At 71.3% G+C, this 23,358-nt stretch carries 26 protein-coding genes and 1 pseudogene; 13 read left to right on the forward strand and 14 right to left on the reverse strand.

Features of this window, described 5'->3' with window-relative positions; translation table 11 throughout:
* The 3 genes and pseudogenes from AC2CHE_RS22660 to AC2CHE_RS22670 form a co-directional block, all read right to left on the reverse strand.
* A pseudogene (locus AC2CHE_RS22660) lies at positions 1-320 on the reverse strand (hypothetical protein); the annotation flags it as partial.
* Between the two features lie 8 nt (positions 321-328).
* On the reverse strand, positions 329-589 hold the full coding sequence (locus AC2CHE_RS22665; RefSeq protein WP_092379879.1) for a hypothetical protein: 261 nt from the start codon (positions 587-589) through the stop codon (positions 329-331).
* 147 nt (positions 590-736) lie between these two features.
* Complete coding sequence (locus AC2CHE_RS22670) at positions 737-1,129, reverse strand: hypothetical protein (RefSeq protein ID WP_484506876.1); 393 nt, start codon at positions 1,127-1,129, stop codon at positions 737-739.
* 114 nt (positions 1,130-1,243) lie between these two features.
* Here AC2CHE_RS22670 and AC2CHE_RS22675 point away from each other — a divergent pair, with 114 nt between their 5' ends.
* Genes AC2CHE_RS22675 through AC2CHE_RS22690 form a run of 4 tightly spaced genes read left to right on the forward strand, consistent with a single transcriptional unit; the run spans position 1,244 to position 4,462 of the window.
* Positions 1,244-3,790, forward strand: coding sequence for an ATP-dependent Clp protease ATP-binding subunit (locus AC2CHE_RS22675; protein WP_484506877.1), 2,547 nt, complete (start codon positions 1,244-1,246; stop codon positions 3,788-3,790).
* A gap of 14 nt (positions 3,791-3,804) precedes the next feature.
* Positions 3,805-3,969 carry a hypothetical protein gene (locus AC2CHE_RS22680; RefSeq protein WP_166458402.1) on the forward strand — a complete coding sequence of 55 codons (165 nt, stop codon included), beginning with the start codon at positions 3,805-3,807 and terminating at the stop codon, positions 3,967-3,969.
* Positions 3,969-4,319, forward strand: a complete 351-nt coding sequence (locus tag AC2CHE_RS22685) for a DUF3140 domain-containing protein (protein WP_484506878.1) — start codon at positions 3,969-3,971, stop codon at positions 4,317-4,319. The genes AC2CHE_RS22680 and AC2CHE_RS22685 overlap by 1 nt, the downstream gene beginning before the upstream one ends.
* Positions 4,316-4,462 (forward strand): hypothetical protein, encoded by a 147-nt coding sequence (locus AC2CHE_RS22690; RefSeq protein ID WP_484506879.1) that lies wholly within the window; start codon positions 4,316-4,318, stop codon positions 4,460-4,462. Before AC2CHE_RS22685 ends, AC2CHE_RS22690 begins: the two co-directional genes overlap by 4 nt.
* 5 nt (positions 4,463-4,467) lie before the next feature.
* Here the strand turns inward: AC2CHE_RS22690 and AC2CHE_RS22695 are convergent, their stop codons facing one another.
* The 3 genes from AC2CHE_RS22695 to AC2CHE_RS22705 all read right to left on the reverse strand — a co-directional run bounded on the left by AC2CHE_RS22695 (position 4,468) and on the right by AC2CHE_RS22705 (position 6,399).
* On the reverse strand, positions 4,468-4,704 hold the full coding sequence (locus tag AC2CHE_RS22695) for a hypothetical protein (RefSeq protein ID WP_484506880.1): 237 nt from the start codon (positions 4,702-4,704) through the stop codon (positions 4,468-4,470).
* A 19-nt stretch (positions 4,705-4,723) separates the two neighbouring features.
* Entirely contained in the window at positions 4,724-5,722 is a 999-nt protein-coding gene (locus AC2CHE_RS22700; RefSeq protein ID WP_484506881.1) for a LysR family transcriptional regulator, read from the reverse strand.
* A 77-nt stretch (positions 5,723-5,799) separates the two neighbouring features.
* A complete protein-coding gene (locus tag AC2CHE_RS22705) occupies positions 5,800-6,399 on the reverse strand; it encodes a hemerythrin domain-containing protein (RefSeq protein ID WP_484506882.1) in 600 nt (199 codons plus the stop codon).
* A gap of 114 nt (positions 6,400-6,513) precedes the next feature.
* Between AC2CHE_RS22705 and AC2CHE_RS22710 the strand changes: the two genes are divergently transcribed.
* Entirely contained in the window at positions 6,514-7,842 is a 1,329-nt protein-coding gene (locus AC2CHE_RS22710; RefSeq protein ID WP_484506883.1) for a M20/M25/M40 family metallo-hydrolase, read from the forward strand.
* 33 nt (positions 7,843-7,875) lie between these two features.
* A complete protein-coding gene (locus tag AC2CHE_RS22715; RefSeq protein WP_484506884.1) occupies positions 7,876-8,529 on the forward strand; it encodes a hypothetical protein in 654 nt (217 codons plus the stop codon).
* Positions 8,530-8,599: 70 nt separating this feature from the next.
* Here the strand turns inward: AC2CHE_RS22715 and AC2CHE_RS22720 are convergent, their stop codons facing one another.
* Positions 8,600-8,791: a DUF5703 family protein gene (locus tag AC2CHE_RS22720; RefSeq protein WP_210935797.1), complete on the reverse strand. Its 192-nt coding sequence runs from the start codon at positions 8,789-8,791 to the stop codon at positions 8,600-8,602.
* Positions 8,792-8,846: 55 nt separating this feature from the next.
* The gene (locus AC2CHE_RS22725) at positions 8,847-9,818 is read right to left on the reverse strand and encodes an aldo/keto reductase (RefSeq protein WP_484506885.1); all 972 of its coding nucleotides are present in this window, start codon (positions 9,816-9,818) and stop codon (positions 8,847-8,849) included.
* 139 nt (positions 9,819-9,957) lie between these two features.
* Here AC2CHE_RS22725 and AC2CHE_RS22730 point away from each other — a divergent pair, with 139 nt between their 5' ends.
* Both AC2CHE_RS22730 and AC2CHE_RS22735 read left to right on the forward strand, forming a co-directional pair.
* Positions 9,958-11,010 (forward strand): LLM class F420-dependent oxidoreductase, encoded by a 1,053-nt coding sequence (locus AC2CHE_RS22730; protein WP_484506886.1) that lies wholly within the window; start codon positions 9,958-9,960, stop codon positions 11,008-11,010.
* Positions 11,007-11,843 carry an undecaprenyl-diphosphate phosphatase gene (locus tag AC2CHE_RS22735; protein WP_484506887.1) on the forward strand — a complete coding sequence of 279 codons (837 nt, stop codon included), beginning with the start codon at positions 11,007-11,009 and terminating at the stop codon, positions 11,841-11,843. Before AC2CHE_RS22730 ends, AC2CHE_RS22735 begins: the two co-directional genes overlap by 4 nt.
* Positions 11,844-11,997: 154 nt before the next feature.
* Here the strand turns inward: AC2CHE_RS22735 and AC2CHE_RS22740 are convergent, their stop codons facing one another.
* The gene (locus AC2CHE_RS22740) at positions 11,998-12,588 is read right to left on the reverse strand and encodes a hypothetical protein (RefSeq protein WP_484506888.1); all 591 of its coding nucleotides are present in this window, start codon (positions 12,586-12,588) and stop codon (positions 11,998-12,000) included.
* A 425-nt stretch (positions 12,589-13,013) separates the two neighbouring features.
* Between AC2CHE_RS22740 and AC2CHE_RS22745 the strand changes: the two genes are divergently transcribed.
* From AC2CHE_RS22745 to mshC, 4 genes are all read left to right on the forward strand, one after another.
* On the forward strand, positions 13,014-13,724 hold the full coding sequence (locus tag AC2CHE_RS22745) for an MSMEG_4193 family putative phosphomutase (RefSeq protein ID WP_484506889.1): 711 nt from the start codon (positions 13,014-13,016) through the stop codon (positions 13,722-13,724).
* Positions 13,725-13,842: 118 nt separating this feature from the next.
* Entirely contained in the window at positions 13,843-14,424 is a 582-nt protein-coding gene (locus tag AC2CHE_RS22750) for a DUF3090 domain-containing protein (protein WP_484506890.1), read from the forward strand.
* Positions 14,421-15,239, forward strand: a complete 819-nt coding sequence (locus AC2CHE_RS22755; RefSeq protein ID WP_484506891.1) for an SCO1664 family protein — start codon at positions 14,421-14,423, stop codon at positions 15,237-15,239. Before AC2CHE_RS22750 ends, AC2CHE_RS22755 begins: the two co-directional genes overlap by 4 nt.
* A 65-nt stretch (positions 15,240-15,304) precedes the next feature.
* Positions 15,305-16,543 (forward strand): cysteine--1-D-myo-inosityl 2-amino-2-deoxy-alpha-D-glucopyranoside ligase, encoded by a 1,239-nt coding sequence (gene mshC / locus AC2CHE_RS22760; RefSeq protein ID WP_484506892.1) that lies wholly within the window; start codon positions 15,305-15,307, stop codon positions 16,541-16,543.
* Positions 16,544-16,729: 186 nt separating this feature from the next.
* On the opposite strand, the gene AC2CHE_RS22765 is transcribed toward mshC, so the two are convergent.
* Positions 16,730-17,521: a GntR family transcriptional regulator gene (locus AC2CHE_RS22765; RefSeq protein WP_484506893.1), complete on the reverse strand. Its 792-nt coding sequence runs from the start codon at positions 17,519-17,521 to the stop codon at positions 16,730-16,732.
* 128 nt (positions 17,522-17,649) lie between these two features.
* On the reverse strand, positions 17,650-18,519 hold the full coding sequence (locus AC2CHE_RS22770) for a PAC2 family protein (RefSeq protein WP_484506894.1): 870 nt from the start codon (positions 18,517-18,519) through the stop codon (positions 17,650-17,652).
* 292 nt (positions 18,520-18,811) lie between these two features.
* Here AC2CHE_RS22770 and metH point away from each other — a divergent pair, with 292 nt between their 5' ends.
* Complete coding sequence (gene metH / locus AC2CHE_RS22775) at positions 18,812-22,336, forward strand: methionine synthase (protein ID WP_484506895.1); 3,525 nt, start codon at positions 18,812-18,814, stop codon at positions 22,334-22,336.
* 57 nt (positions 22,337-22,393) lie between these two features.
* Here metH and AC2CHE_RS22780 read toward each other — a convergent pair whose 3' ends face one another.
* The 3 genes from AC2CHE_RS22780 to AC2CHE_RS22790 are packed head-to-tail and all read right to left on the reverse strand — an operon-like array spanning position 22,394 to position 23,182.
* The gene (locus tag AC2CHE_RS22780) at positions 22,394-22,525 is read right to left on the reverse strand and encodes a hypothetical protein (protein ID WP_484506896.1); all 132 of its coding nucleotides are present in this window, start codon (positions 22,523-22,525) and stop codon (positions 22,394-22,396) included.
* Between the two features lie 43 nt (positions 22,526-22,568).
* The gene (locus tag AC2CHE_RS22785) at positions 22,569-22,865 is read right to left on the reverse strand and encodes a hypothetical protein (protein ID WP_484506897.1); all 297 of its coding nucleotides are present in this window, start codon (positions 22,863-22,865) and stop codon (positions 22,569-22,571) included.
* Positions 22,862-23,182, reverse strand: a complete 321-nt coding sequence (locus AC2CHE_RS22790; RefSeq protein WP_484506898.1) for a hypothetical protein — start codon at positions 23,180-23,182, stop codon at positions 22,862-22,864. The genes AC2CHE_RS22785 and AC2CHE_RS22790 overlap by 4 nt, the downstream gene beginning before the upstream one ends.
* Positions 23,183-23,358 lie beyond the last annotated feature (176 nt).

The raw sequence follows: 23,358 nt of genomic DNA on the forward strand, positions 1-23,358 counted from the left end.
GCCGCCCCGGGCGCGTCGTGCGCCGGCCGCCGTTCGGGCTGCCCGGGGGCCGGCGGCGTGCCGTCGGGGGCCAGCCCGATCGCGGCGAGGTACGCGGTCAGCTGCTCCTGGGCCAGCCGCAACGCGTAGCCGGCGGTCTCCGCGTGCTCGGTGGCGGTGGACAGCTCCGGCACCCCCATCGGGTTCGCCGACTCCTGACGTACCCAGCGCAGCCGCTCACTGGCCAGGCCGAACTTCTCCAGCGCCTGCCCGAGCAGACCCAGCGGCAACTCCTCGGCGGCGGCGCGGACCTGCGCGCCGACCTCCTCGACGATGGACACGCCCGCCCCTACAGCGTCGAGACGTACTGCTGGGCCTGCTCGACCGCGACGAGTGTCGCGGCGAGGCACTCCTCCAGCTCCTGGCTGGCCTGGGTCAGCGACGCCTGCGCCGCCTCGACCGTGGTGTGACCGCTGCCCTCCAGCGCTCCGGCGAGGGTCTGCTGCGCCTCGGCCAGTTTCTCGCCGGCGGCCTGCACGGCGCTCTGACCGTCACCGATCTGCTGAAGTGCGACATCGATGGCTGCCTTGAGCTCGGCGACGCTCGCCACGCGGAACCTCCTGGGGGCGGGGAGGACTCCATTAGAGCCTATGCCGGTAGGGGACCGAACAACTGCCCTGTCAGTGTTCCTGCCCTGTTGACCGGTTGTCGACCGAACACGCCTGGGGTCCGATTCGTGGGACCTGTGGACGGGCGCTCACCCACCGCCACCCCCGGTCAGCCACCGTGGTCCACGCACCTCGGCGCCGTGCGCGGTGACCCGCTGACGCAGCTCGCGGTCGGCCGTCACCACCACCACCCGTCGCCGCTGCCCGGTGCTGGCCACCAGGTCGACGATGGCATCGTCGCCGGAGCCCGTGGCGGACACCACGCGCACTCCCTCGACGCCCGGCACGTTCCGGGCCGCACCCTCCACCACCAGCACCACCTCGACCGGGGGTGGCAGGTCCGGCGGCAGGCCCCGCCCACCCAGCGGAACGAGCGTGTCGCGGAGTCGGGCGGTGGCACCGGCCCGGTCGCGCCACCAGCCGTTCGGGCGCGAGCCGACCACGTTGGCCGCGTCCACGATCAGTAGCGGTGTCGGTTCCATCCGTTCAGCCTGCCATCCGGCGGCGACAACGGCCGGTTGGCCCTTCGTGGAGTTTGTCCGGCCGGCGCCTGGGTAGCCCGTGCCGACCGTCTCGCCCGACCGCGGAGGACAGACATGATTGGACCCGGTGACTTCGGCTCCGACCCGTGGGACGAGTTCCTGGCGCGGTACTTCGGTCGGGGCGAGGGCGGGCGCCGCCCGGCGCATCGGGTCGACATCACCCGACTGATGACCGCGGACGCGCGGGAGATGCTGGCCGACGCGGCGCGTCGGGCCGCGCAGAAGCAGAGCAACGACCTGGACACCGACCACCTGCTCTGGGCGGCGTTACAGCGCGAGCCGCTGCGCGACCTGGTCCGGCGGGCGGGCGCGGACCCGGACATTCTGGTCAACGCCCTGGGCGGACGCGGCGACGGCGCCCCGCACGGCGAGGTGCCGCCGAACCTGTCGCTGACCCCGGCGGCCAAGCGGGCGCTGCTCGACGCGCACCAGTTGTCCCGGGCGATGGGCGCCAACTACATCGGGCCCGAACACATCCTGATGGCCCTGCCGCTCAATCCCGAGTCGCCCGCCGGCCGGATGCTCGCCGCCGGCCGGATCCAGCCGGAGTCGTTGCAGGCCGCCAACGCCGAACGCGGTCCGGCGAACGGCCCCCGGCCGGACCGGGGCACGCCGACGCTCGACCAGTACGGCCAGGACCTCACCGACCTGGCCCGCAACGACCAGATCGACCCGGTGATCGGGCGCGCCGACGAGATCGAGCAGGCGGTGGAGATCCTGTCCCGGCGCACCAAGAACAACCCGGTGCTCATCGGTGAGGCCGGCGTCGGCAAGACCGCGATCGTGGAGGGCCTGGCCGAGAAGATCTGCGACGGCGACGTGCCGCAGACGCTGCTCGGCAAGCGGGTGATCCAGCTCGACCTGGCCGGCCTGGTCGCCGGAACGCGGTATCGGGGCGACTTCGAGGAACGGCTGAAGAAGGTGATCGACGAGATCCGGGCCCACCGGGAGGAGCTGATCATCTTTCTGGACGAGATCCACACCCTGGTCGGGGCGGGCGGCGCGGGCAGCGAGGGCGGCATGGACGCGTCCAACATGCTCAAGCCGGCGCTGGCCCGCGGCGAACTACGGGTGATCGGGGCGACGACCCTCGACGAGTACCGGCGCAGCATCGAGAAGGACGCCGCGCTGGCCCGACGTTTTCAGCCGGTGTTCGTACCCGAACCCACCGTCGAGGACACCGTGGCCATCCTGCGCGGGCTGCGGGACCGCTACGAGGCACACCACCAGGTGCGTTTCACCGACGAGGCGTTGGTGGCCGCCGTGGAACTGTCCGACCGCTACGTCACCGACCGTTTCCTGCCCGACAAGGCCATCGACCTGATCGACCAGGCCGGTGCCCGGGTCCGGCTGCGCACCCGGACCCCGGACGCTGACGTGCGCGACCTGGAACAACAGCTGGAGGAGGTACGGCGGGACAAGGAGCAGGCGGTCGCCGACGAACAGTACGAACGCGCCTCCGCCCTGCGCGACCGGGTCGCCGAGCTGGAGAGCCAGGTGCACCGGGCCCGGGGCGACGACGACGGCGGCAGCCAGGTGCCGGAGGTGCGACCGGAGGAGATCGCCGAGGTGGTGTCCCGGGCCACCGGCATCCCGGCCAGCCAGCTCACCGAGGAGGAACGCGACCGGCTGCTGCGGCTGGAGGGTCAGCTCCACGAGAAGGTCGTCGGGCAGGACGACGCGGTCACCGCGGTAGCCGAGGCGGTCCGTCGCTCCCGTACCGGCCTTGCCGACCCGAACCGGCCGATGGGCAGCTTCCTCTTCCTCGGCCCCACCGGCGTCGGCAAGACCGAGCTGGCGCGGGCGTTGGCCGAGGCGTTGTTCGGTGAGGCGGACCGGACGGTCCGGGTCGACATGAGCGAGTTCCAGGAACGGCACACGGTCAGTCGGCTGGTCGGGGCGCCGCCCGGCTACGTCGGGTACGAGGAGGCCGGCCAGCTCACCGAGGCGGTCCGTCGCCGCCCGTACGCGGTGGTGCTGCTCGACGAGATCGAAAAGGCCCACGCCGACGTGTTCAACGTGCTGTTGCAGGTGCTCGACGACGGGCGACTGACCGACAGCCAGGGCCGCACCGTCAACTTCAAGAACACCGTACTCATCATGACGAGCAACCTCGGCTCCGAGCTGATCACCGGCAGCCAGCGCGCGGTCGGCTTCGGTGCCGGCGAGCCGGGGCGGGAGAGCGACGAACTGCGGGAGCGGCTGATGCGCCGGTTGCAGGAGAACTTCCGCCCCGAGTTCCTCAACCGGATCGACGAGGTGATCATCTTCCGTCGGCTGGAGGCCGAGCAACTGCGCCAGATCACCGAGCTGCTGCTCGAGGAGACCCGTCGCCGGCTGCACGCCCAGGACATTGAGGTCGACTTCACCACCGAAGGCATCGACTGGCTCGCCGAGCACGGCTACCAGCCCGAGTTCGGTGCCCGGCCGCTGCGCCGGGTGATCCAGCGGGAGGTCGACAACCACCTGTCCCGGATGCTGCTGGAACAGCAGATCTCACCCGGTCAGCGGGTCACCGTCGACGCCCGGGACGACCGGCTGACCTTCGAGGTGTCGGCCGGCCGGGGGCATGCCAGGGCGACGACCTCGCATCCCCGCTGACCGGAAGGGCACCGATGACCGAACCGGACGAGGCCCGCGAGGACGAGCGGACCGAGGCGATCCTGGCGCCACCGACGGCCAACCCCGCCCGGGTGCAGGTGCCGCCGGAGGGGCTGGGCGGGCAGACCGACGAGGGGCACCCGGAGGAGTCCGGGTCGCCGCCGGCAGAGGAGGGCTGATGGTACGCGAACAGCGACTCGACCCGGAGGTGGAAGTGCTCTGGGAGGACTTCCACGCCGAGGTCAACGTGCCGTCCGAGCAGCTGCGACAGTGGCTGCTGACAAGGGGCTCCGGCGAGACCGCGTTCGGCCCCGACCCGGACCTGAACCTGCCGGAGCCGGGCCGGCAGATCCTCGCCGTGCTACGCAAACGCAAGGTCGACCTGACGCCGGAGGACGTCGAGGTGATGCGGGACGCCGTCGAGCGGATCCGGTCGCTGACCGCCGCCAAGCCCGGCCGGGGCAACGCCGACGACGAATGGCGACACAGCCTGCTCGACCTGGGCCACGACGTGCTCGTCGAACGGTGACCCGCCACGGGTGTCCCCGGCCCCGCCGCACCGCGCCGGAGATCGACTCGGCCGTCGGCACCGCGCGGCTCGGCGCGGTGGCCGGCCTGCTTGCCGGCGCGACCGCCTACTCGCTCACCCGCCGCAAGCGTGACAGAGACTGACGGGCTCACTCGGCTTCGAGGCTGGCAATGGCCAGCCCGGCGGTGTCGGCGGCGGCCTGCCGGTCGGCACGGGTCTGCTCCTCGTGGGTGAGCAGGTTGGCGTACTCGGCCAGGTCGGCCGGGTCGGGCACCTCCGGCAACCGGCGTAGGAACGCCTCGCAGTCGCGGACGGCGGCGGTGTGCGCGGCGGCGGCCCGACGAAGCAGTTCGCGGTCGTCGGCGGCGGGATAGAGGTCGGTCATACCCGCCCCTTACCCGCGCTCAGCCGGTTCGCACCCGGTGGGCCGCCACCACCGGCGCCGGTCGCCGCACGCCGAACGCCGGGTTCCGCAGCAGCCAGGCCAGGTACGCCGGATGTGGTGCGAGGGCATCGGTGTACGCGACCAGGGCGGTCTCCAGCACCAGGTCGGCCGTACGGGCGGCGGCGGACTCCGGGTGCCAGCCCAGCATCAACCGCCAGCGCAACGGTGTGTCGACCAGCCGGCGGGTCACCAGACCGGCCACCGGCCGGAACGTGGCCTGGCACAGCGCCACCGCCTCGCCGGCGTCCACCAGGTCGATGCAGCTGCGCACATCGGCCTCGTACACCTTGCGGGGGGCGAACCCGGCGCGGGCGCAGGCGGCGGCGAAGCAGTCGCCGAAGCAGCCGTCCCCCGGTGCCGCCACCCACTGCTCGTGCCGCAGGTCGGCCAGGTCCACCTCGTCGCGCCCGGCCAGTGGATGGGTCTCCGGCAGCAGCACCATGACCGGGTCGACGGCGACCTCCCGCCAGCTCAACCCGTAGTCCGCCGACGGGGTGGAGTCACCGCACACGCCGGTCAGCGCGTAGTCCAGCCGTCCGCCGGCGACCAGTTGGGCCAACTCGTCGACCGACCATGATGCGTGCGTGCTGATCTGCGCCTGCGGTTGCTCGGCCGCCAACCGGTGCACCAGCCGCCCCAGGATCGGGCTGTTCACCCCGCCGAACCGGTACCGGCGGGGGGCGTCACCCGCGCCGGCCAGCCGGGCCGCCTCGTCCTGCAGGCCCTTCATCGCCGGCAGCAGCACCCGGGCGCGGGCCAGGACCAACTCGCCGAGGGCGGTGGGCCGCGCGCCGCGCCGGTCCCGTTCGAACAGTGGGCCACCGAGGGTACGTTCGATCCGCTGGAGCTGGGCGGTCAGCGCCGGCTGGGCCAGGCCGAGCGTCGAGGCCGCCTTGGTCACGCTCCCCGTCTCCGCGATGGCGCAGACCACCCGCAGGTGGCGCAACTCCAGATTCATAGCGTGACGGTAGGGCCACGGAGCAGCTGGCGGTAGTGCCTGGACGGATCAACAACCATGAAACTGGCGTGGGACGCTCACCGAGGTGGCGGTTCGGTCAGCTCACCCAACTGGGTCTGCCGGCCGGCGACGATGTCTCTCACCTTGTCGACCACCCCGACCGCCGGATCGACGATCCGGTTCCACGGCGGGTTGTGCGGCACCTCCGGATGGGGGCGGGTCGGTGCCGCCTCCTCGGCGATCTCCAACCGGTTGCCGAGCCGGACCAACTCCTCCTCGGTGGCGGCGGCACAGAGCCGCTGCGTCAACGGGTCGACCGCGTGCGCGTGCGCCTCGACCCGGGCGGCCACGTCGAGCAGATCGTCGTCGGTCAGCCCCTGCAAGGCCCGCAGCAGCTCGACGTCGCCGGCCAACACCTCGTCGACCAGCGGGTTCGCACCCTCGACTGCGTGCCGGACGGCGGGCAGCAGATACTGCTTCTCCCCGGACAGATGCCGGGACAGGGCGGCGACCAGGACGTCGCGGCCGTGCTCCGGGTCCGGCCCGGGCTCGATCAGCCGCCGGGTCAACTGCAGCAGCTGCCGATGCTCCTCGGCGACGAGGTCGGCGATGCTGCGCCCGGCGGGCTGGTAGTCGTCCCCGGGGGTGGGTGGCAGCGGCGGCAGGTGGACGGACATGGTCGCCTCCAGGGCGGGCGAACGGAGCGACGAGGTGGCTTCGACGGACATCGGGCAGGCGCGGCAGTACCCGCAGTCACCTGAACCGAAACTCCAGGCTGATATGAAGGCACGATGACGAGCGACGCCCACGCCGCCCTCCCCGCGCCGACCGACGAGGTGGTCGAGCTGTGCCGGGACCTGCTGCGCATCGACACCACGAACACCGGCGACAACGCCACCAGCGCCGGCGAACGCGGCGCGGCCGAGTACGTCGCGGAGAAGCTCGCCGACGTCGGCATCACCCCGGTCGTCCACGAGTCCGCGCCCGGCCGGGCCAACGTGGTCGCCCGGATTCCCGGTACCGATCCCAGCCGGGGCGCGTTGCTCGTGCACGGGCACCTGGACGTCGTGCCGGCCGACGCCGACGAGTGGTCGGTGCACCCGTTCTCGGGTGAGCTGCACGACGGCTACCTGTGGGGTCGCGGCGCCATCGACATGAAGGACTTCGACGCGATGGTCCTCGCGGTGGTGCGGCACTGGCAGCGTACGGGGGTGCGCCCGCCGCGGGACATCGTGCTCGCGTACACCGCCGACGAGGAGGCGGGCGGCGGGTACGGCGCGCACTTCCTGACCACCCGCCACCGCGACCTCTTCGACGGCTGCACCGAGGGTATCGGTGAGGTCGGCGGCTTCTCGTACACGGTGGACCCGTCGCGGCGGCTCTACCTCATCGAGACCGCCCAGAAGGGCATCGACTGGCTACGGCTGCACGCCAAGGGCCGGCCCGGGCACGGCTCGATGGTGCACGACGACAACGCGGTCACCGCGCTGGCCGAAGCCGTGGCCCGGATCGGCCGGCACCGGTTCCCGGTGGTGGTCACCGACACCGTGCGCGCCTTCCTGGAGGAGGTCTCCGAGGTTCTCGGGATCGAGCTGGACCCGGACGACCCGGAGGCCGCCATCGCCAAGCTCGGCCCGATCGCCAACATCGTCGGCGCCACCATCCGCAACACCGCGAATCCGACCCGGCTCGCCGCCGGCTACAAGGACAACGTGATCCCCGGTCGGGCCAGCGCCACCATCGACTGCCGCAGCCTGCCCGGACAGTCGGAGTTGCTGGAGCGGCAGCTGCGCGCGCTGGTCGGCCCGGACATCGCCATCGAGTACGTCCAACGGCAGCCGGCGTTGGAGACCACCTTCGACGGCGAGCTGGTCGCGGCCATGGGCGCCGCGCTGCGGGCCGAGGATCCGGGCGCCCGGCCCGTGCCGTACATGCTCTCCGGCGGCACCGACGCCAAGGCCTTCTCGCATTTGGGCATCCGCTGCTTCGGGTTCGCGCCGCTGCGGCTGCCGGCCGACCTGAACTTCTCCGCGCTGTTCCACGGCATCGACGAGCGGGTCCCGGTGGACGGACTACAGTTCGGCGTGCGGGTTCTCGACCGGTTCCTGCGTACCTGCTAGACATCCTTGATTCTCGTGAAGGGGACGCCTCACATGACCGACCAGCACGGTGAGCTGGACGCCGCTCTCGAGCGCGTGATCGAAGCGGCCCGCCACCACCTGGCCGCCGTCCGGGCCGCGCAGGGCCGGATCGACGACGACGACGTCTGGCAGGCGTACGTCGCGCTGAACAACGCGTCGTTCGCCTACGACGAGCAACTCATGGACGCCTTCGGCGAGGTCACCCCGTGGGACGTCGAGTCCATCGACCCGGACGAGGCCGATCAGCGTTTCGCCGGTGGCGAGGGTGTCGAGTCGACCGACCCGCACCCGCAGGTGATCTCGGTACGCCAGCGGCGTGACTACCGGGTGCCGAGCGTCGCCGCGCTGATCCGTATCGCCGAGGCCGCCCGTCGCGAGGGCGTGCCCGGCGACGAGGAGGTGCCGCCGGTGGAGGGTGTCGGTGAGGCCGTGCTGGAGCTGCTGCAGAGCGGCGACGGCTCGCTCGGCGCGCTCGACGTGCCGGAGCTGGAACCGCTCGACGGGGTGGTGATGGTCAGCGAGGTCGGCACCCCGGTCGACCTGGAGTCGTTCGCCGACGACGACCCGGCCGGTCCGTTCCAGCCCGGCGCCGACGATCGCCTGGTCGGCCGCCTCGACGAGCACCCGTTCCTGGAACTCGACGACGAGCACGATCACGTGCACTGACCGCGCAGGTACCGTCGGTCACCGGGTCGGCCGCAACGGTCGGCCCGGTGATCGGCGTCAGCGCCGCCGGTCAGTACGACAGGCCCGGCTGCGGCTGGTTGACCCGTCGGCGGCGCAGCACCACCTGCCGCGTACCGTCGCGGAACAGCCGCACCCGGGCCAGTTCCCAGCCGGAGTACTCCGCCTGGATCGCCAGCTGCGCCGCGGCGGTCAACCGATCGACGTTCGGCGGTAACCGCAGCGGCGCGTATTCGTAGTCCATGGGGCCTATGCTGCCCAGCCGGACCCCTGGAGCGCCACCCTTCCGCGGGGGATGCTCAACCGTCGCGCTCCGGATAGCCGACCTCCAGCGCCGAAACGTCGTCCAGCGCCGTGGTGATCTCGTCGGGCAGGCTCATCCGTTCCACCTGAAGCGCCCCGAGCAGCTGCCCCGAGGTGCGCGCGCCGAGGATCGGGGCGGTCACTCCCGGCCGATCCCGGATCCAGGCCAGCGCGACCTCCAGCGGGGAGACGCCGAGACCACCCGCGGCCGTGGCCACTGCCTCCACGATGCTGGAGCAGCGCGGCTCCAGGTAGGTGGCGACAAAACGCTCGAAATGCGGCGACATCGCCCGAGAGTCCGCCGGCCGGCCGTGCCGGTACTTGCCGGTCAGCACGCCACGACCAAGCGGGGACCAGGGCAACACCCCCAACCCGAGCGCCTCGCAGGCGGGCAGCACCTCCCGCTCCACCCCGCGCTCCAGGAGTGAGTACTCCACCTGGGCGGCCACCACCGGGGCCCGTCCGGGCCACGCCGCCTGCCAGGCCGCCGCCCGGGCGGTCTGCCAGCCGGAGAAGTTCGACACGCCGACGTAGCGGACCCGGCCACTGGCCACCGCATGATCAAGCGCCGCGAGGGTCTCCTCCAACGGGGTCTGCGGATCGTAGCCGTGCACCTGGAACAGGTCGACGTGGTCGGTGCCGAGCCGTCGCAGCGAGGCGTCCAGCGTGCGCAGCAGGTGCCCTCGGGAGCCGTCCCGGCGTCGGCTGCCGCCCGGTCGAAGCCCCGCCTTCGTCGCGATCAACAACTCCTCGCGGGGCACCAGGCTGCCCAGCAGCGAGCCGATCACCGACTCGGCGTCGCCGTCGCCGTACACGTCGGCGGTGTCGATCAGGTTGCCACCGGCGTCGAGGTAACTCTTCAACTGCGCAGCCGCGTCGTCGGCGTCGGTGTCCCGGCCCCAGGTCATGGTGCCGAGCGCGAGCCGGGAAACCGTCAGCCCGCTGCGGCCGAGCGGTCGCTGCTGCATGGGTGAACCTTATTTCGAACCAGGGCCGGACGGATATCCTCGCTCCCGTCTAGTCTGCCCGCGAATCGGAGTGAGCCGGTGATCGTCCCGGCAACCCACACCGCGTAACCTGATGCGACTGCGGATGGGGGAGGACTCTGTGCGACTCGGGCTAAGCCTCGGATACCAGACAGCGTGGAGCACGCCGGCCGATCACCTGGCCCTGGCTCAGGAGGCGGACCGGCTCGGCTACTCGGTGGTGTGGGCCGCCGAGGCCTATGGCTCCGATTCGCCGAGCATGCTGGCCTGGATGGCCGGGCAGACCGAGCGAATCGACATCGGCAGCGCGGTGATGCAGATCCCCGCCCGGACGCCCGCGATGACCGCGATGACCGCGGCCACGATCGACTCGCTCTCCGGGGGACGGTTCCGGCTCGGCCTGGGGGTGTCCGGCCCACAGGTCTCCGAGGGCTGGCACGGCGTACGTTTCGGCAAGCCGCTCGCCCGCACCCGCGAGTACGTGGACATCGTCAAGCTGGCGGTGGGCCGCAAGGAGGTCGCCTACGACGGCGAGTTCTACACGCTGCCGCTGCCCGACGGCCCCGGCAAGGCGCTGCGGCTGGGCTTCCACCCGCCGCGCGATCACATCCCGATCTACCTGGCCGCGGTCGGCCCGAAGAACCTGGAACTGGCCGGTGAGATCGCCGACGGTTGGTTGGCCGTCTTCTACGCGCCCGAGTTCGCCCAGGAGCAGCTCGCGGCCGTGCGTGCCGGCCGGGCCAAGGCCGGCAAGGAGCTGGCCGGCTTCGACGTGGTGCCGTCCGTGCCGGTGGTGGTCGGCGACGATCTGAACTCCTGCGCCGAGCTGGTCCGCTGGTACGCGGCGCTGTACGTCGGTGGCATGGGCAGCCGCCAGCAGAACTTCTACAACCAACTGGCCACCCGGATGGGCTACGGCGACGCCGCCCGCGAGGTGCAGGAGCTGTACCTGGCCAAGCGGCAGCGCGACGCCGCAGCCGCCGTGCCGATGGAGTTCATCGACCGGACCTCGCTGCTCGGTCCCAAGGAGCGCATCGCCGAGCGGATGCGCGAGTACGCCGAGGCGGGAGTCACCACCCTGTCGGTGACCCTCTTCGCCGCCGACCACGACACCGGTGTGCAGACCCTGCGGACCGTCGCCGAGGCGCTCGACCTCTCGGGAGCCGGGGAGTGACCTGGATCGAAGCCATCGTCCTGGGCATCGTCCAGGGCCTGACCGAGTTCCTTCCGGTCAGCTCGTCGGGTCACCTGCGGATCACCTCTGCGATCTTCTTCGAACAGGACGCCGGAGCATCCTTCACCGCGGTCACCCAGCTGGGCACCGAGGCGGCCGTGCTGCTGTACTTCGCGAAGGACATCTGGCGCATCGGCCGAACCTGGGTGGTCGGCATCTGGGACAAGTCCGTCCGTTCCAGCCTCGACTACCGCATGGGCTGGTACGTGATCATCGGCTCCATCCCGATCGGCCTCTTCGGCTTCCTCTTCAAGGACCAGATCCGGGAAACCGCCCGCAACCTGTGGGTGGTGGCCACCACCCTGATCGTGTTCGCCTTCGTGCTCGCCTTCGCCGAGTACTGGGGCCGGCAGACCCGTACGCTGCGGGACTTCCGGATGCGGGACGGGGTGGTCATGGGCTTCGCCCAGGCACTGGCGCTCATTCCCGGTGTGTCGCGCTCGGGCGCGACGCTCACCTTCGGTCTCTTCCTGAGCCTGACCCGGGAAACCGCGGCCCGCTACTCGTTCCTGCTGGCCATCCCGGCCGTGGTGATGTCCGGGGTGTTCAGCCTGGGTGACGTCTTCGAGCCGGCGGCGCCCGGCACCTCGGTGCCCACCGTCGCGCAGATGGTCGTCGCCACGCTCCTGGCGTTCGGTGTCGGGTACGCGGCCATCGCCTGGCTGTTGCGCTACGTCGCACACCACACCCTGTACATTTTCGTGCTCTACCGGGTCGCGATCGGCACGCTCGTCCTGGCCCTGCTGCTCACCGGCACCATCAGCGCCACCTGAGGTCCGGTTGCTCCGGGGCATGTCCGGCTTCGGGGGTAATTGCGGTTTGGGCTGGTGTCGCTGGTTATGCCGCTGGCCGGCACCCGGGTTCGGGTGCCGGCCAGCGGCTTTCTGCTCCCCCTGTGGAGGAATGTCGTCGGTTGTCGGGTGGTGGTCAGCTGGTCCAGTGCTCGGTGACGAGGTCGGCGGCCTGCTGTTCCCACTGGGCGTAGTGGTCGGGGTAGGCCGACACCTGCACCGTCTGCGCGGCCTCGGTCAGGGGCATGTCCTGCCAGCCGTCGACCTGCTTGAGGCCCTTGAGGAACGCCAGGGTGGCGTACTCGGGGTCGGTGATCTGCTCCACCGTGCCCCACCCGCTCGTCGGGCGCTGCTGGAACAGGCCCTGCGAGTCGTGGTCGTTGCGGTCACCGAGGTGGCCCAGGTTCTCCAGCTTCGACTCCTGCAGGGCGGTGGCGATCGACACCACCGCGGCGCGTTCGTCCATGCCGGCCTTCTTCGTCGCCGCGATGATCGCCTTCACGTTGCCGACCTGCTCGTCGTTCACCTCGATCGTCGACTGGCCGGTCGGGGCGCCGTGCGGCAGCAGCCTGCCCATGTCCGGCTTGTCAGCCTGGACGGCGGCGATGGGGGTGATCGGGGTGGGCTCGTTGCTTGTGGTGCCGTGGTTGAGGGGGCCGGCGGCGAGTCCGGCGGCGGCGGTGAGGCCGGCGATGCCGAGGATGCTCTTGCGCAGCATGGTGTTCATCGGGGGCTCCTTCACGTCGGGGGCTGGCCCCGCCCGCCGTCGAAAGGGGTGGCGGGTGAGGCCGGGCGCCAGAAGGCAGCGAGAAACAGGGTTTCCGAGGCTCTGCCGGAGGCGCGGTGCGGGGGCACGTCGCGCGCCGGGACCATGTGCAACGACCGGCCGGGGCGGGTCATTCCCGCATCCGCCGGCCCACGCCGGTGCCGGGGTGGGTACTACTTGGTCAGCCACCGTATTCAACGCCGGCCGCCGGCCGATGATTCCACCCGATCATCCGCCACCGACCACCGCGAATCGGACACCGCGCCCATCCGGTACCTTCCGTCACCAGATCTCCGGCCCGGGCGGGCCGGTGGCGAATGTGGTTCCAGGTGACCTGTCGGGAGTTCGGTACCGCCCCGACGGGTGTGGGGCGAGGGCCTAGGGTTGTGCGGGTGGCGACACTTCTACTCCTGCGGCACGGACGCACCACCGCGAACGCCGACGGTGGCCTCGCCGGTCGGCAGCCCGTCGAGCTGGACGAGACCGGCCGCGCCCAGGCCACCGCGGTTGGCGAGCGCCTACGGGCGGTGCCGTTGACGGCCGTGGTGACCAGCCCGCTGATCCGGTGCCGGCAGACTCTGGAACTGGCCTTGCCCGAGGCGTCGCCGGTGGTGGACGACGGTCTGATCGAGTGCGGGTACGGCAGTTGGGAGGGTCAGCCACTGAAGAAGCTGGCCAAGGAGCCGCTCTGGCCGGTGGTGCAGCAGCATCCCAGCGCTGCCGTGTTTCCCGGCGGCGAGGCGATGGCGCAGATGGCGGCCCGAGCCGTCGCGGCGGTACGTGCCTGGGACGCTCGGCTGAGTGCCGAACGCGGTCCCGAGGCGGTCTGGCTGGCATGCAGCCACGGAGACGTGATCAAGGCAATCGTCGCCGACGCGCTCGGCGTACATCTGGATCTCTTTCAGCGGATCGTGGTGGACCCGGCCTCGGTGACCGCGATCCGTTACACCCCGCTGCGGCCCTTCCTGGTACGCCTCAACGACGTCGGCGGCGACCTGGCCGGCCTGGTGCCGCCGCCGGGTAAGCGGCGTCGGCGGTCCCGCCGACCGGCGGACTCGGACGCCGCGGTCGGCGGTGGCGCGGGGGCGTCCCGGTGAGCCGCCCGGCACCGCATGCCGCCGCGCGTACCACGGGCGGGAGACGCGGAATCGGCGGCGTCGCTATTCGGGTCGGTGGGGTGCGCGCTGTGTGGGACCGCCGGATAGGGTCGTGGGTATGACCCACCAGGTACACGCCTTCGAGCCGCCGGAGCGGTTCGTCGCCGGGACCGTCGGGCCGCCGGGGGAGCGCACGTTCTTCCTCCAGGCGCGCGGCGCAGGCCGGCTGGTCAGCGTGGCGCTGGAGAAGGTCCAGGTCTCCCTGCTCGCCGAGAAGCTGGAGGAACTGCTCACCGAGGCCCAGCGTCGGTTCGGTGTGGAACTGCCCGAGGCTGCTGCCGTTCCGGCCGGTGACAACGACCCGCTGGAGACACCTGTGGACGAGGAGTTCCGGGTCGGCACGCTGGGTCTGGCCTTCGACGCGGACACCGCGACCGTGGTGATCGAGGCGATCGCGGTCGGCGAGGCGGAGACCGAGATCGAGCTCGGCGAGTCGGAGCAGGAGGACGACCCCGACGATGTCGAGCCCGACGAGGATCTCGACCGGCTCCGGGTCCGGCTGACCCCGGAAGCGACCCGCGCGTTCATCGAGCGGGCCCGGCGCGTGGTCAACGCCGGCCGGCCGCCGTGCCCGCTCTGCGGCCAGCCCCTCGACCCGGCCGGCCATCTCTGCCCCCGGAACAACGGCTACCACCGGTGACCTCGTCTGGTGTGGCACCCCGGCAGGACGGGGGTGCCGCGCTGCGTCTCTTGCGTGACGGTGAACTGACCGTCGAGGGGCGGCTGGTCGATGCCTCGAACACCACCCTGCGTGGCGTGCTGAGCCTGGACGGGGCGTCGGCGCGGTGCGTGTACAAGCCGGTGCGCGGCGAGCGACCACTGTGGGACTTCCCGGACGGCACCCTCGCCGGCCGTGAGGTGGCCGCCTACCTGGTCTCCGCCGCCACCGGGTGGGATCTGGTACCGCCGACGGTGCTGCGGGACGGGCCCTTCGGTCCCGGTTCCTGCCAGCTGTGGATCGACGAGCCGTCCGACGCCGAACCACTTGTGGGCTTCGTGCCGGCCGACTCGGTGCCACCTCGCTGGTTTCCGATCGCGGCCGCCCGCGATGACGACGGCACCGCGTACGCCCTGGCCCACGCCGACGATCCGCGGCTGGCCCGACTCGCGGTGCTCGACGCGGTGATCAACAATGCGGACCGCAAGGGCGGCCACGTCCTGGTCGGCCCGGACGACCGGATTCACGGGGTCGACCACGGGGTGAGCTTCCACGTGGAGGAGAAGCTGCGTACGGTGCTCTGGGGTTGGGTCGGACGCTCGCTGCCGGCCGACGCGGTCGAGATGCTCGGGCGCCTGTCCCGTCAGCTCGCCGGCCCGCTCGGCGAGGACCTGGCCGAGCACCTCACCCTCGGTGAGATCGCCGAGCTGGCCGCCCGGATCGACCGGCTGTGCGAGAGCTGTCGCTTTCCGCAGCCATCCCAGGACTGGCCGGCGGTGCCCTGGCCGCCGATCTGAGCCTGTCGTGTTGATCACTCTCGGGCCCGCGTGACGTCGCCCAACCGCTGGCTAGGCTGACGGTCATGGAGTCTTGGGTAGGGCACGAGGTGCCGCGACTGCCGGGCCGGAGCGAGCCGTTGCGGTTGTTCGACTCGGCGCGGGCGAGTGTGCGGCCGAGCGACCCGGACGGCACCGCCACGATGTACGTCTGCGGAATCACCCCGTACGACGCCACCCACCTCGGTCACGCCGCCACCATGATCACCTTTGACATGGTGCAGCGGATGTGGCGCGACGCCGGCCACGAGGTCCGGTACGTGCAGAACGTCACCGACATCGACGACCCGTTGCTGGAACGGGCCGAACGCGACCGCGAGGACTGGAAGGTCCTGGCGATGCGGGAGACGGCACTGTTCCGGGAGGACATGGAGGCGTTGCGGATCATCCCGCCGGCCCACTACGTCGGCGCGGTGGAGTCGATCCCGGACATCGCCGAGAAGGTGCTGGTGCTGCTCAAGGACGGTGCCGCGTACCGCCTCGACGATGGCGCCGGCGACGTTTACTTCGACATCTCGGCCGCGCCGAGCTTCGGCTACGAGTCCAACCTCTCCCGCGCGGAGATGCTGGAGATCTTCCCTGAGCGCGGCGGCGACCCGGACCGCGCCGGCAAGCGCGACCCGCTGGACCCGCTGCTCTGGCGCGGCGCCCGGGACGGCGAACCGTCCTGGCCGGGCGGAGACCTCGGCCCGGGCCGGCCGGGCTGGCACATCGAGTGCGCGGTGATCGCCCTCGGCCTGCTCGGCACCACCATCGACGTGCAGGGTGGCGGCAACGACCTGCTCTTTCCGCACCACGAGTGCTCCGCCGCGCACGCCGAGCGGTTGACCGGCGCGGCCCCGTTCGCCAGTCACTACGTGCACGCCGGCATGATCGGGCTGGACGGCGAGAAGATGTCCAAGTCCCGGGGCAACCTGGTCTTCGTCTCCCGGCTGCGCGCCGACCGGGTGGATCCGATGGCGGTCCGGCTGGCGCTGCTCTCCGGTCACTACCGCACCGACCGGTCCTGGACCGACGATCTGCTCACCGCCGCCGAGGAGCGGCTGGGCCGTTGGCGGCGCGCCGCCGCCGCGACGGCCGGACCGTCCGGGTCGGCCTTCCTGGCCGGCGTACGCGAACGACTCACCGACGATCTCGACACCCCCGGTGCCCTGCGGCTGGCCGACGAGTGGGCCGAGCGGACCCTCGCCGACGCCGCCGACGACCCGGCCGCCCCGCGCCTGTTTGCCGACACCGTCGACGCCCTGCTCGGCATCCACCTCTGACAGCCCGAACCAGCAACGTCCCCGATGTTGCTGTCTCGGGCGTGCCCTGCCCGGGCGCCTTGAGGCAGCAACTTCCCCGATGTTGCTGTCTCGGGCGCCCGTGAGGGGACAACATCGCCGATGTTGATGCTTCCTGTTACCCGTCGGGCGAGGTCCCTGGGGGTGGCGGACGTGAGGTGGTGGAGGTCAGCCGAGGACGAGGCCGGGGTCGGGGTCGGGCTCGGCGGCGGGGGCGGGGATCTGGTACTCCTCGGTCAGCGTGGTGACCGGGCCGGGCCAGGTGGCCTGGGCGACCTCGATCGGCTTGCGGTGCGGGTCGTACGCCACGTGCAACAGGTGCAGCACCGGGGTGTCCGGTCGGATCTGGAGGATCTCCGACTCCTCGCGGCTCGGTTGGCGGGCGGTGATGGTGTCGGTGGCGGTCGCGTACCGGCGGCCGGTGGCTTCCTCCGCCTCCTGGTAGAGCGGGCGGCCGAACGCCTCGGCCCGCTCCAGTGTGCTGCCGGCGGTGTCGGTGGGCAGGAACCAGGAGGCGCCCACCTCGACCGGTGAGTCCTCGGTGCGGACGAGGTGGCGGCGGCAGAGCAGCTCGGTGCCGTCGGGTACGCCGAACGCGTCGGCCACCTCGGGCGGCGCGGGGAAGCGGCCGACGGAGACGAGCTGCTGGCGATAGCGAGCCGCCAGGTCGGTGTGGTAGCCGCGGAAGCCGCCGTAGCGGCCTCGGGAGAGCCGGTTGAGTCGTCGCCTGGTGCCCCGCACGTACGTACCGGAGCCGGGTTTGGTGATCAGAATTCCCTCGACCCGCAGCTGGTCGACGGCGCGTTGGACGGTCTGCTTGGCCACCCCGAACATCTCGGCGATGGCCGGGATGGACGGCAGCCGTTCGCCCGGCGCCCAGTCGCCGCGCCGGATCTGGCTCTTGAGCTGCGCCGCGATCTGCCGGTGCGGAAACTCGGCTGCCCCCGGGTTGATCTGCATCCCGCCTCCTCGTTTTCAGCTAGGTTCCTAGGATGCCGTACGCGGCGTGAGTGCCGCCACCCCGACACACGCTACGAGACCCCGGGCCATCACCAGCCCGAGGTCTCGTAGCGGAACGAAGGGGAGGGTTACCAGGAACCGGCGGTGGGGCCGGCGGATCCGCCGCGGCGGCGCAGGTACTTCTCGAACTCCTGGGCGATCTCGTCCCCGGTCAACGGGGTGATGCCGGCGTCACCGACGCGTTCCTCCAGCTCGCGGACGTACTCGCCCAGCTCGGCGTCCTGCTCGGCGGCGCTGCGTACCCGCTGCTCCCACTCGGCGGCCTCCTCGGCCAGGTCGGCCATGGGCACCGGCAGGTCCAGCACCTCCTCGACCCGGTGCAGCAGGGCGAGAGTGGCCTTCGGGCAGGGCGGGTTGTTGGCGTAGTGCGGCACGTGAACCCAGAACGAGACGGCGTCGACCTCGGCGCGGGTGCAGGCGTCGTGCAGCACGCCCACGATGCCGGTCGGCCCGTCGTACCGGGTCGGGGTGAGCTGGTAGCGGCGCGCCGCGTCGGCGTCGGAGGCGCTGCCGCTGATCGGCAGCGGCCGGGTGTACGGCACGTCGGCCAGCAGGGCACCGAGCAGCACCACCCGCTCGACCTCCAGGCTGTGGCAGATCTCCAGCACCTGATCGCAGAAGGTCCGCCACCGCATGCTCGGCTCGATGCCGCGGATCAGCACCACGTCCCGCTCGGTGCCGGCGGGGCTGGCGACCATGAACCGGGTGGTCGGCCATTCCACCCGTCGGGTGGCGCCGTCGGACATGGCAATGGTGGGCCGGCTGACCTGGAAGTCGTAGAAGTCCTCCGGGTCCAGCTCGGTGATGGGTCGGGCCTCCCACACCTGCTCCAGGTGCTCGACCGCCGCGGTGGATGCGTCCGCCGCGTCGTTCCACCCCTCGAAGGCGCAGATGGCGACCGGGGACCGCAGCACCGGCAGCCCGTCGAACTCGGTCACGCCGCCACCTCCTGCTCGTCACCGGCGGTCCGGGAGATGGTCCCGGTCGTCCGCCCACGGTGCGTGGCGGTGTCGCTGTAGTCCTTCACGTCAGTCAGCCTACGTGCCAGGCCCGGACCCGGCCCGTCGGCCGCGCCGGATGGGGCGGCCGACGGCACCGCCCGTCGGGCTGCGAGCAGGCCACGGTTTTGTGCATTGCCGGCCAAAACGGGCAACGTGATCCCGATGACACAATGTGGGATCGGGTGGCACGCGGGGGTGCGGGCCGGTCCTGCCGCACTAACCTGAGGTGGTGCGGACTTCGTTGCTCGATGCGCTGGCAGATCGGATCCTCGTCACCGATGGGGCGATGGGCACGATGCTGCAGGCTGCGGACCTGACCCTGGACGACTTCGACGGTCTGGAGGGGTGCAACGAGATCCTCAACGTCACCCGCCCGGACGTCGTACGTGGGGTGCACGAGGCGTACCTGGCGGCGGGCGCGGACTGTGTGGAGACGAACACCTTCGGCGCGAACCTGCCCAACCTCGCCGAGTACGACATCGCCGACCGGATCTGGGAGCTGTCCGAGGTGGGGGCGCGGCTGGCCCGGGAGGCCGCCGACGCGTACTCCACCCCGGAGCGGCCCCGCTGGGTGCTCGGCTCCATCGGTCCGGGTACGAAACTGCCGACCCTCGGCCACGCCTCGTACGCCAGCCTCCGCGACGCGTACCAGCAGAACGCCGGCGGGCTGATCGCTGGCGGCGCGGACGCGTTGATCGTCGAGACCTGCCAGGACCTGCTCCAGGTCAAGGCGGCTGTGGTCGGGTCCAAGCGGGCGATGGCCGAGGCGGGCCGTACGGTGCCGATCATCTGTCACGTGGCGGTCGAGACCACCGGTACCATGCTGCTGGGCAGCGAGATCGGCGCGGCGCTGACCGCCATCGAGCCGCTCGGCGTGGACCTGATCGGGTTGAACTGCTCGACCGGGCCGGCCGAGATGGGCGAGCACCTGCGCTACCTGGCACAGCATTCCCGCATCCCCGTGTCGGTGATGCCCAACGCGGGTCTGCCGGTGCTCACCCCGGACGGGGCGTACTTCCCGTTGGGCCCGGACGACATGGCCGACGCGCTGGAACGGTTCGTCGTCGACTACGGCGTCGCGCTGGTGGGCGGCTGCTGCGGCACGACTCCCGAGCACATCCGGGTGCTTGCCGAGCGGATGCGCGACGTGCGGCCGGCGGCCCGCGAGCCGCGTACCGATCCGGGGGTCTCCTCGATCTATCACCACGTGCCGTTCGCGCAGGACGCCAGCGTGCTGATGGTGGGGGAGCGGACCAACGCCAACGGCTCCAAGGCGTTCCGGGAGGCGATGCTCGCCGCAGACTGGCAGTCCTGCGTGGAGATCGCCCGGAGCCAGGCCCGCGACGGTTCGCACCTGCTGGACCTCTGCATCGACTATGTCGGCCGGGACGGCACCACCGACATGCGTGAGCTGGCCGGCCGGTTCGCCACCGCCTCCACGCTGCCGATCATGCTGGACTCGACCGAGCCGGCGGTGATCGAGGCCGGCCTGGAGACGCTCGGCGGCCGGTGCGTGGTCAACTCGGTCAACTTCGAGGACGGCGACGGCCCGGAGTCCCGCTACGCGCGGGTGATGCCGGTGGTCGCCGAGCACGGCGCCGCCGTGGTCGCGCTGCTCATCGATGAGGAGGGCCAGGCCCGCACGGCCGAGTGGAAGGTACGGGTGGCGGAGCGGCTGATCGAGGACCTCACCGGCCGGTGGGGGATACACCGCTCGGACATCCTCATCGACGCGCTGACCTTCCCGATCGCCACCGGTCAGGAGGAGACCCGCCGCGACGGCATCGAGACCATCGAGGCGATCCGGGAGATCGCCCGCCGCTGGCCCGGGGTGAACTTCACCCTGGGCATCTCGAACGTCTCGTTCGGACTGAATCCGGCGGCCCGGCAGGTGCTCAACTCGGTCTTCCTGCACGAGTGCGTGCAGGCCGGGCTCACCTCGGCGATCGTGCACGCCAGCAAGATCCTGCCGATGTCGAAGATTCCCGACGAACAGCGCGAGATCGCCCTCGACCTGATCTACGACCGGCGTCGCGAGGGCTACGACCCGGTGCAGCGGTTCATCGAGGTCTTCGAGGGCGTGGACGCCGCCTCGGCGCGTGCCACCCGGGCCGAGGAGTTGGCGGCCCTGCCGCTGAACGAACGGCTCAAGCGGCGGATCATCGACGGCGAGCGCAACGGCCTGGAGGCCGACCTCGACGCGGCGATGGCGGCCGGCACCGCACCGCTGCTCATCATCAACGACATCCTGCTGGACGGCATGAAGGTCGTCGGTGAGCTGTTCGGCTCCGGTCAGATGCAGCTGCCGTTCGTGTTGCAGTCCGCCGAGGTGATGAAGACCGCGGTGGCGTACCTCGAACCGCACATGGAGAAGGCCGACACTGGAGATTCAGCCGGCAAGGGCAGAATCGTTCTTGCCACCGTCAAGGGCGACGTACACGACATCGGCAAGAACCTGGTCGACATCATCCTGTCCAACAACGGCTACGAGGTGGTGAACATCGGCATCAAGCAGCCGATCGCCGCCATCCTCGACGCCGCCGAGCAGCACCGCGCCGACGCCATCGGCATGTCGGGACTGCTGGTCAAGAGCACCGTCATCATGAAGGAGAACCTGGTCGAGATGGCGTCGCGCGGGGTCGCGGAGCGCTGGCCGGTCCTGCTCGGCGGCGCGGCGCTGACCCGGGCGTACGTCGAGGACGACCTGCGGTCGATGTTCCCCGGCCAGGTGCACTACGCCCGCGACGCCTTCGAGGGGCTGTCCCTGATGGACCGGGTGATGGCCGCCAAGCGCGGCGGCGCCCCGATGGTGGACGCCGAGCGGGAGGCGTCCCTCGCGGCCCGGCGGGCCCGCCGGGAACGGCAGCGCACGGTGGTCACCGAGTCGCTGCCGGAGTTGCACGACACCTCGGTACGCTCCGACGTCGCGGTCGACGTGCCGGTGCCGGTCGCACCGTTCCACGGCACCCGGGTGGTCAAGGGGGTGCCGCTGGCCGACTACGCGGCGCTGCTGGACGAGCGGGCCACCTTCATGGGCCAGTGGGGGCTGCGCGGTGCGCGCGGCGGCAAGGGTCCGTCGTACGAGGAACTGGTGGAGACCGAGGGTCGGCCGAGGCTGCGTTACTGGCTGGACCGGCTGATCGCCGACCAGGTGTTGGAGGCGGCCGTGGTGTACGGCTACTTCCCGGCCTACTCCGAGGGCAACGACCTTGTCGTCCTGGACGAGAACGGGCACGCCGAGCGGGCCCGCTTCACCTTCCCCCGGCAGCGGCAGGAGCGGCGGCTGTGCCTGGCCGACTTCTTCCGTCCGCGTGGCGAGGACCTGGACGTGGTCGCGTTGCAGCTGGTCACCGTGGGCCAGCCGGTCAGCGAGTACGCGGCGAAGCTGTTCGCCCGCAACGAGTACCGCGACTACCTGGAGGTGCACGGCCTGTCGGTGCAGCTCACCGAGGCCCTCGCCGAGTACTGGCACAAGCGGGTCCGGGCCGAGCTGAAGCTGCCCGACGGCCGGACCGTCGCCGACGACGACCCGGCCGACCTGGCCGGCCTGCTCCGCTCCGACTACCGGGGCTGCCGGTACGCGTTCGGCTACCCGGCCTGCCCCGACCTGGAGGAGCGGGCGAAGATCGTGAAGCTGCTCGATGCTGACCGGATCGGGGTGCAGCTTTCGGAGGAGTTCCAGCTAATGCCGGAGCAGGCCACCGACGCCATCGTCGTCCACCACCCCGAGGCCAGCTACTTCAACGCCAAGTGACGACCGCAGGTGCCGTGACCTGCACTTCCGGCACCTGCGGTGGGCGTTGAACCATGATCATGCCGTCTCTAGGCCGTCCGCTCCCGGACCGTGGTCGGCGGCCTGGTCCTCACCGAACGCCTTGTCGATGGCCCGGCGGGTGCGGTCCTCGCTGGTGGGCAGCAGGTAGGTGTAGGTCCGCAGGGTCAAGTGAACTTTCAGCAGACTGGTCGAATCAGGTTTGATACGAGGTTCATCCGGCCTGTTGTGGCTTGTGTCGGCCACATTCGGTGCGCGCGGTTGCCGTATTTCGCTGCCGTACTGCTGGTGGCTGTCGGGTCCAGCCGATGAAGCGGCGGTGCAGCGGGCCGGCCGGTGCCCAGGGCATGTCCTCGGCGGCCTGGACGAGATAGCCACCGAGGTAGAGCGCCAGCGACACTGGCGCGTCGGCGTACTCCGCACGTAGCTCCCGCCGCCGGGTCGGACACGGCCACGGCAGGTCGCAACCGCCGCAGCTCCAGATCGGCAGCACCGGCCCATGGGTGCTCACCGCACACCATCCAGAAACCGGGCCACGCTCGCGCGAGCCTGCCGGCTAATCGCCCATTCCACCTGCCAGCACGGGTACGGAGCCAGCCGCGACCACCACACCCGACAACCGAGGCACAAGCCGTCAAGCCCTCGGACGTGCACCGCGAGGATCGTCCGCTCCGGCCCGCCGATCACTGCTCGCCCTCCTGCGGCCAGTGGCCCCGGTTGATCGGGATCCGGTGGCGGGCACGGCACGGCAGGTCGGCTCCGCACCGGCAGACGCGCCGCCACAGTTGCCACGACCACACGGGTCGATGCCGTCGGGCGAACGTCAATGCGGTGGCCGACAGGTACTCGTCGTACGAGACGCGCCTCTCCCGCGACACCGACGCATCCCTGCGCGCTGTCGGATGCTGCTGTACGCCTCGCGCTTGGTCCAGCAGCCGCCGCCGGGCGGCGTCCTGCTCCATCGTCTGGATGCGCTGGCCGAACCCCGACACCGCCGGTGGCGA

This window comes from Micromonospora sp. ATLC16, assembly GCF_057196645.1.

Bases quoted from the DNA above. Each gene is read 5' to 3' on its own strand.
- AC2CHE_RS22670 (WP_484506876.1), bottom strand. From the start codon at position 1,129: ATGGAACCGACACCGCTACTGATCGTGGACGCGGCCAACGTGGTCGGC.
- AC2CHE_RS22675 (WP_484506877.1), top strand. From the start codon at position 1,244: ATGATTGGACCCGGTGACTTCGGCTCCGACCCGTGGGACGAGTTCCTG.
- AC2CHE_RS22680 (WP_166458402.1), top strand. From the start codon at position 3,805: ATGACCGAACCGGACGAGGCCCGCGAGGACGAGCGGACCGAGGCGATC.
- AC2CHE_RS22685 (WP_484506878.1), top strand. From the start codon at position 3,969: ATGGTACGCGAACAGCGACTCGACCCGGAGGTGGAAGTGCTCTGGGAG.
- AC2CHE_RS22695 (WP_484506880.1), bottom strand. From the start codon at position 4,704: ATGACCGACCTCTATCCCGCCGCCGACGACCGCGAACTGCTTCGTCGG.
- AC2CHE_RS22700 (WP_484506881.1), bottom strand. From the start codon at position 5,722: ATGAATCTGGAGTTGCGCCACCTGCGGGTGGTCTGCGCCATCGCGGAG.
- AC2CHE_RS22705 (WP_484506882.1), bottom strand. From the start codon at position 6,399: ATGTCCGTCCACCTGCCGCCGCTGCCACCCACCCCCGGGGACGACTAC.
- AC2CHE_RS22710 (WP_484506883.1), top strand. From the start codon at position 6,514: ATGACGAGCGACGCCCACGCCGCCCTCCCCGCGCCGACCGACGAGGTG.
- AC2CHE_RS22715 (WP_484506884.1), top strand. From the start codon at position 7,876: ATGACCGACCAGCACGGTGAGCTGGACGCCGCTCTCGAGCGCGTGATC.
- AC2CHE_RS22720 (WP_210935797.1), bottom strand. From the start codon at position 8,791: ATGGACTACGAATACGCGCCGCTGCGGTTACCGCCGAACGTCGATCGG.
- AC2CHE_RS22725 (WP_484506885.1), bottom strand. From the start codon at position 9,818: ATGCAGCAGCGACCGCTCGGCCGCAGCGGGCTGACGGTTTCCCGGCTC.
- AC2CHE_RS22740 (WP_484506888.1), bottom strand. From the start codon at position 12,588: ATGAACACCATGCTGCGCAAGAGCATCCTCGGCATCGCCGGCCTCACC.
- AC2CHE_RS22750 (WP_484506890.1), top strand. From the start codon at position 13,843: ATGACCCACCAGGTACACGCCTTCGAGCCGCCGGAGCGGTTCGTCGCC.
- mshC (WP_484506892.1), top strand. From the start codon at position 15,305: ATGGAGTCTTGGGTAGGGCACGAGGTGCCGCGACTGCCGGGCCGGAGC.
- AC2CHE_RS22765 (WP_484506893.1), bottom strand. From the start codon at position 17,521: ATGCAGATCAACCCGGGGGCAGCCGAGTTTCCGCACCGGCAGATCGCG.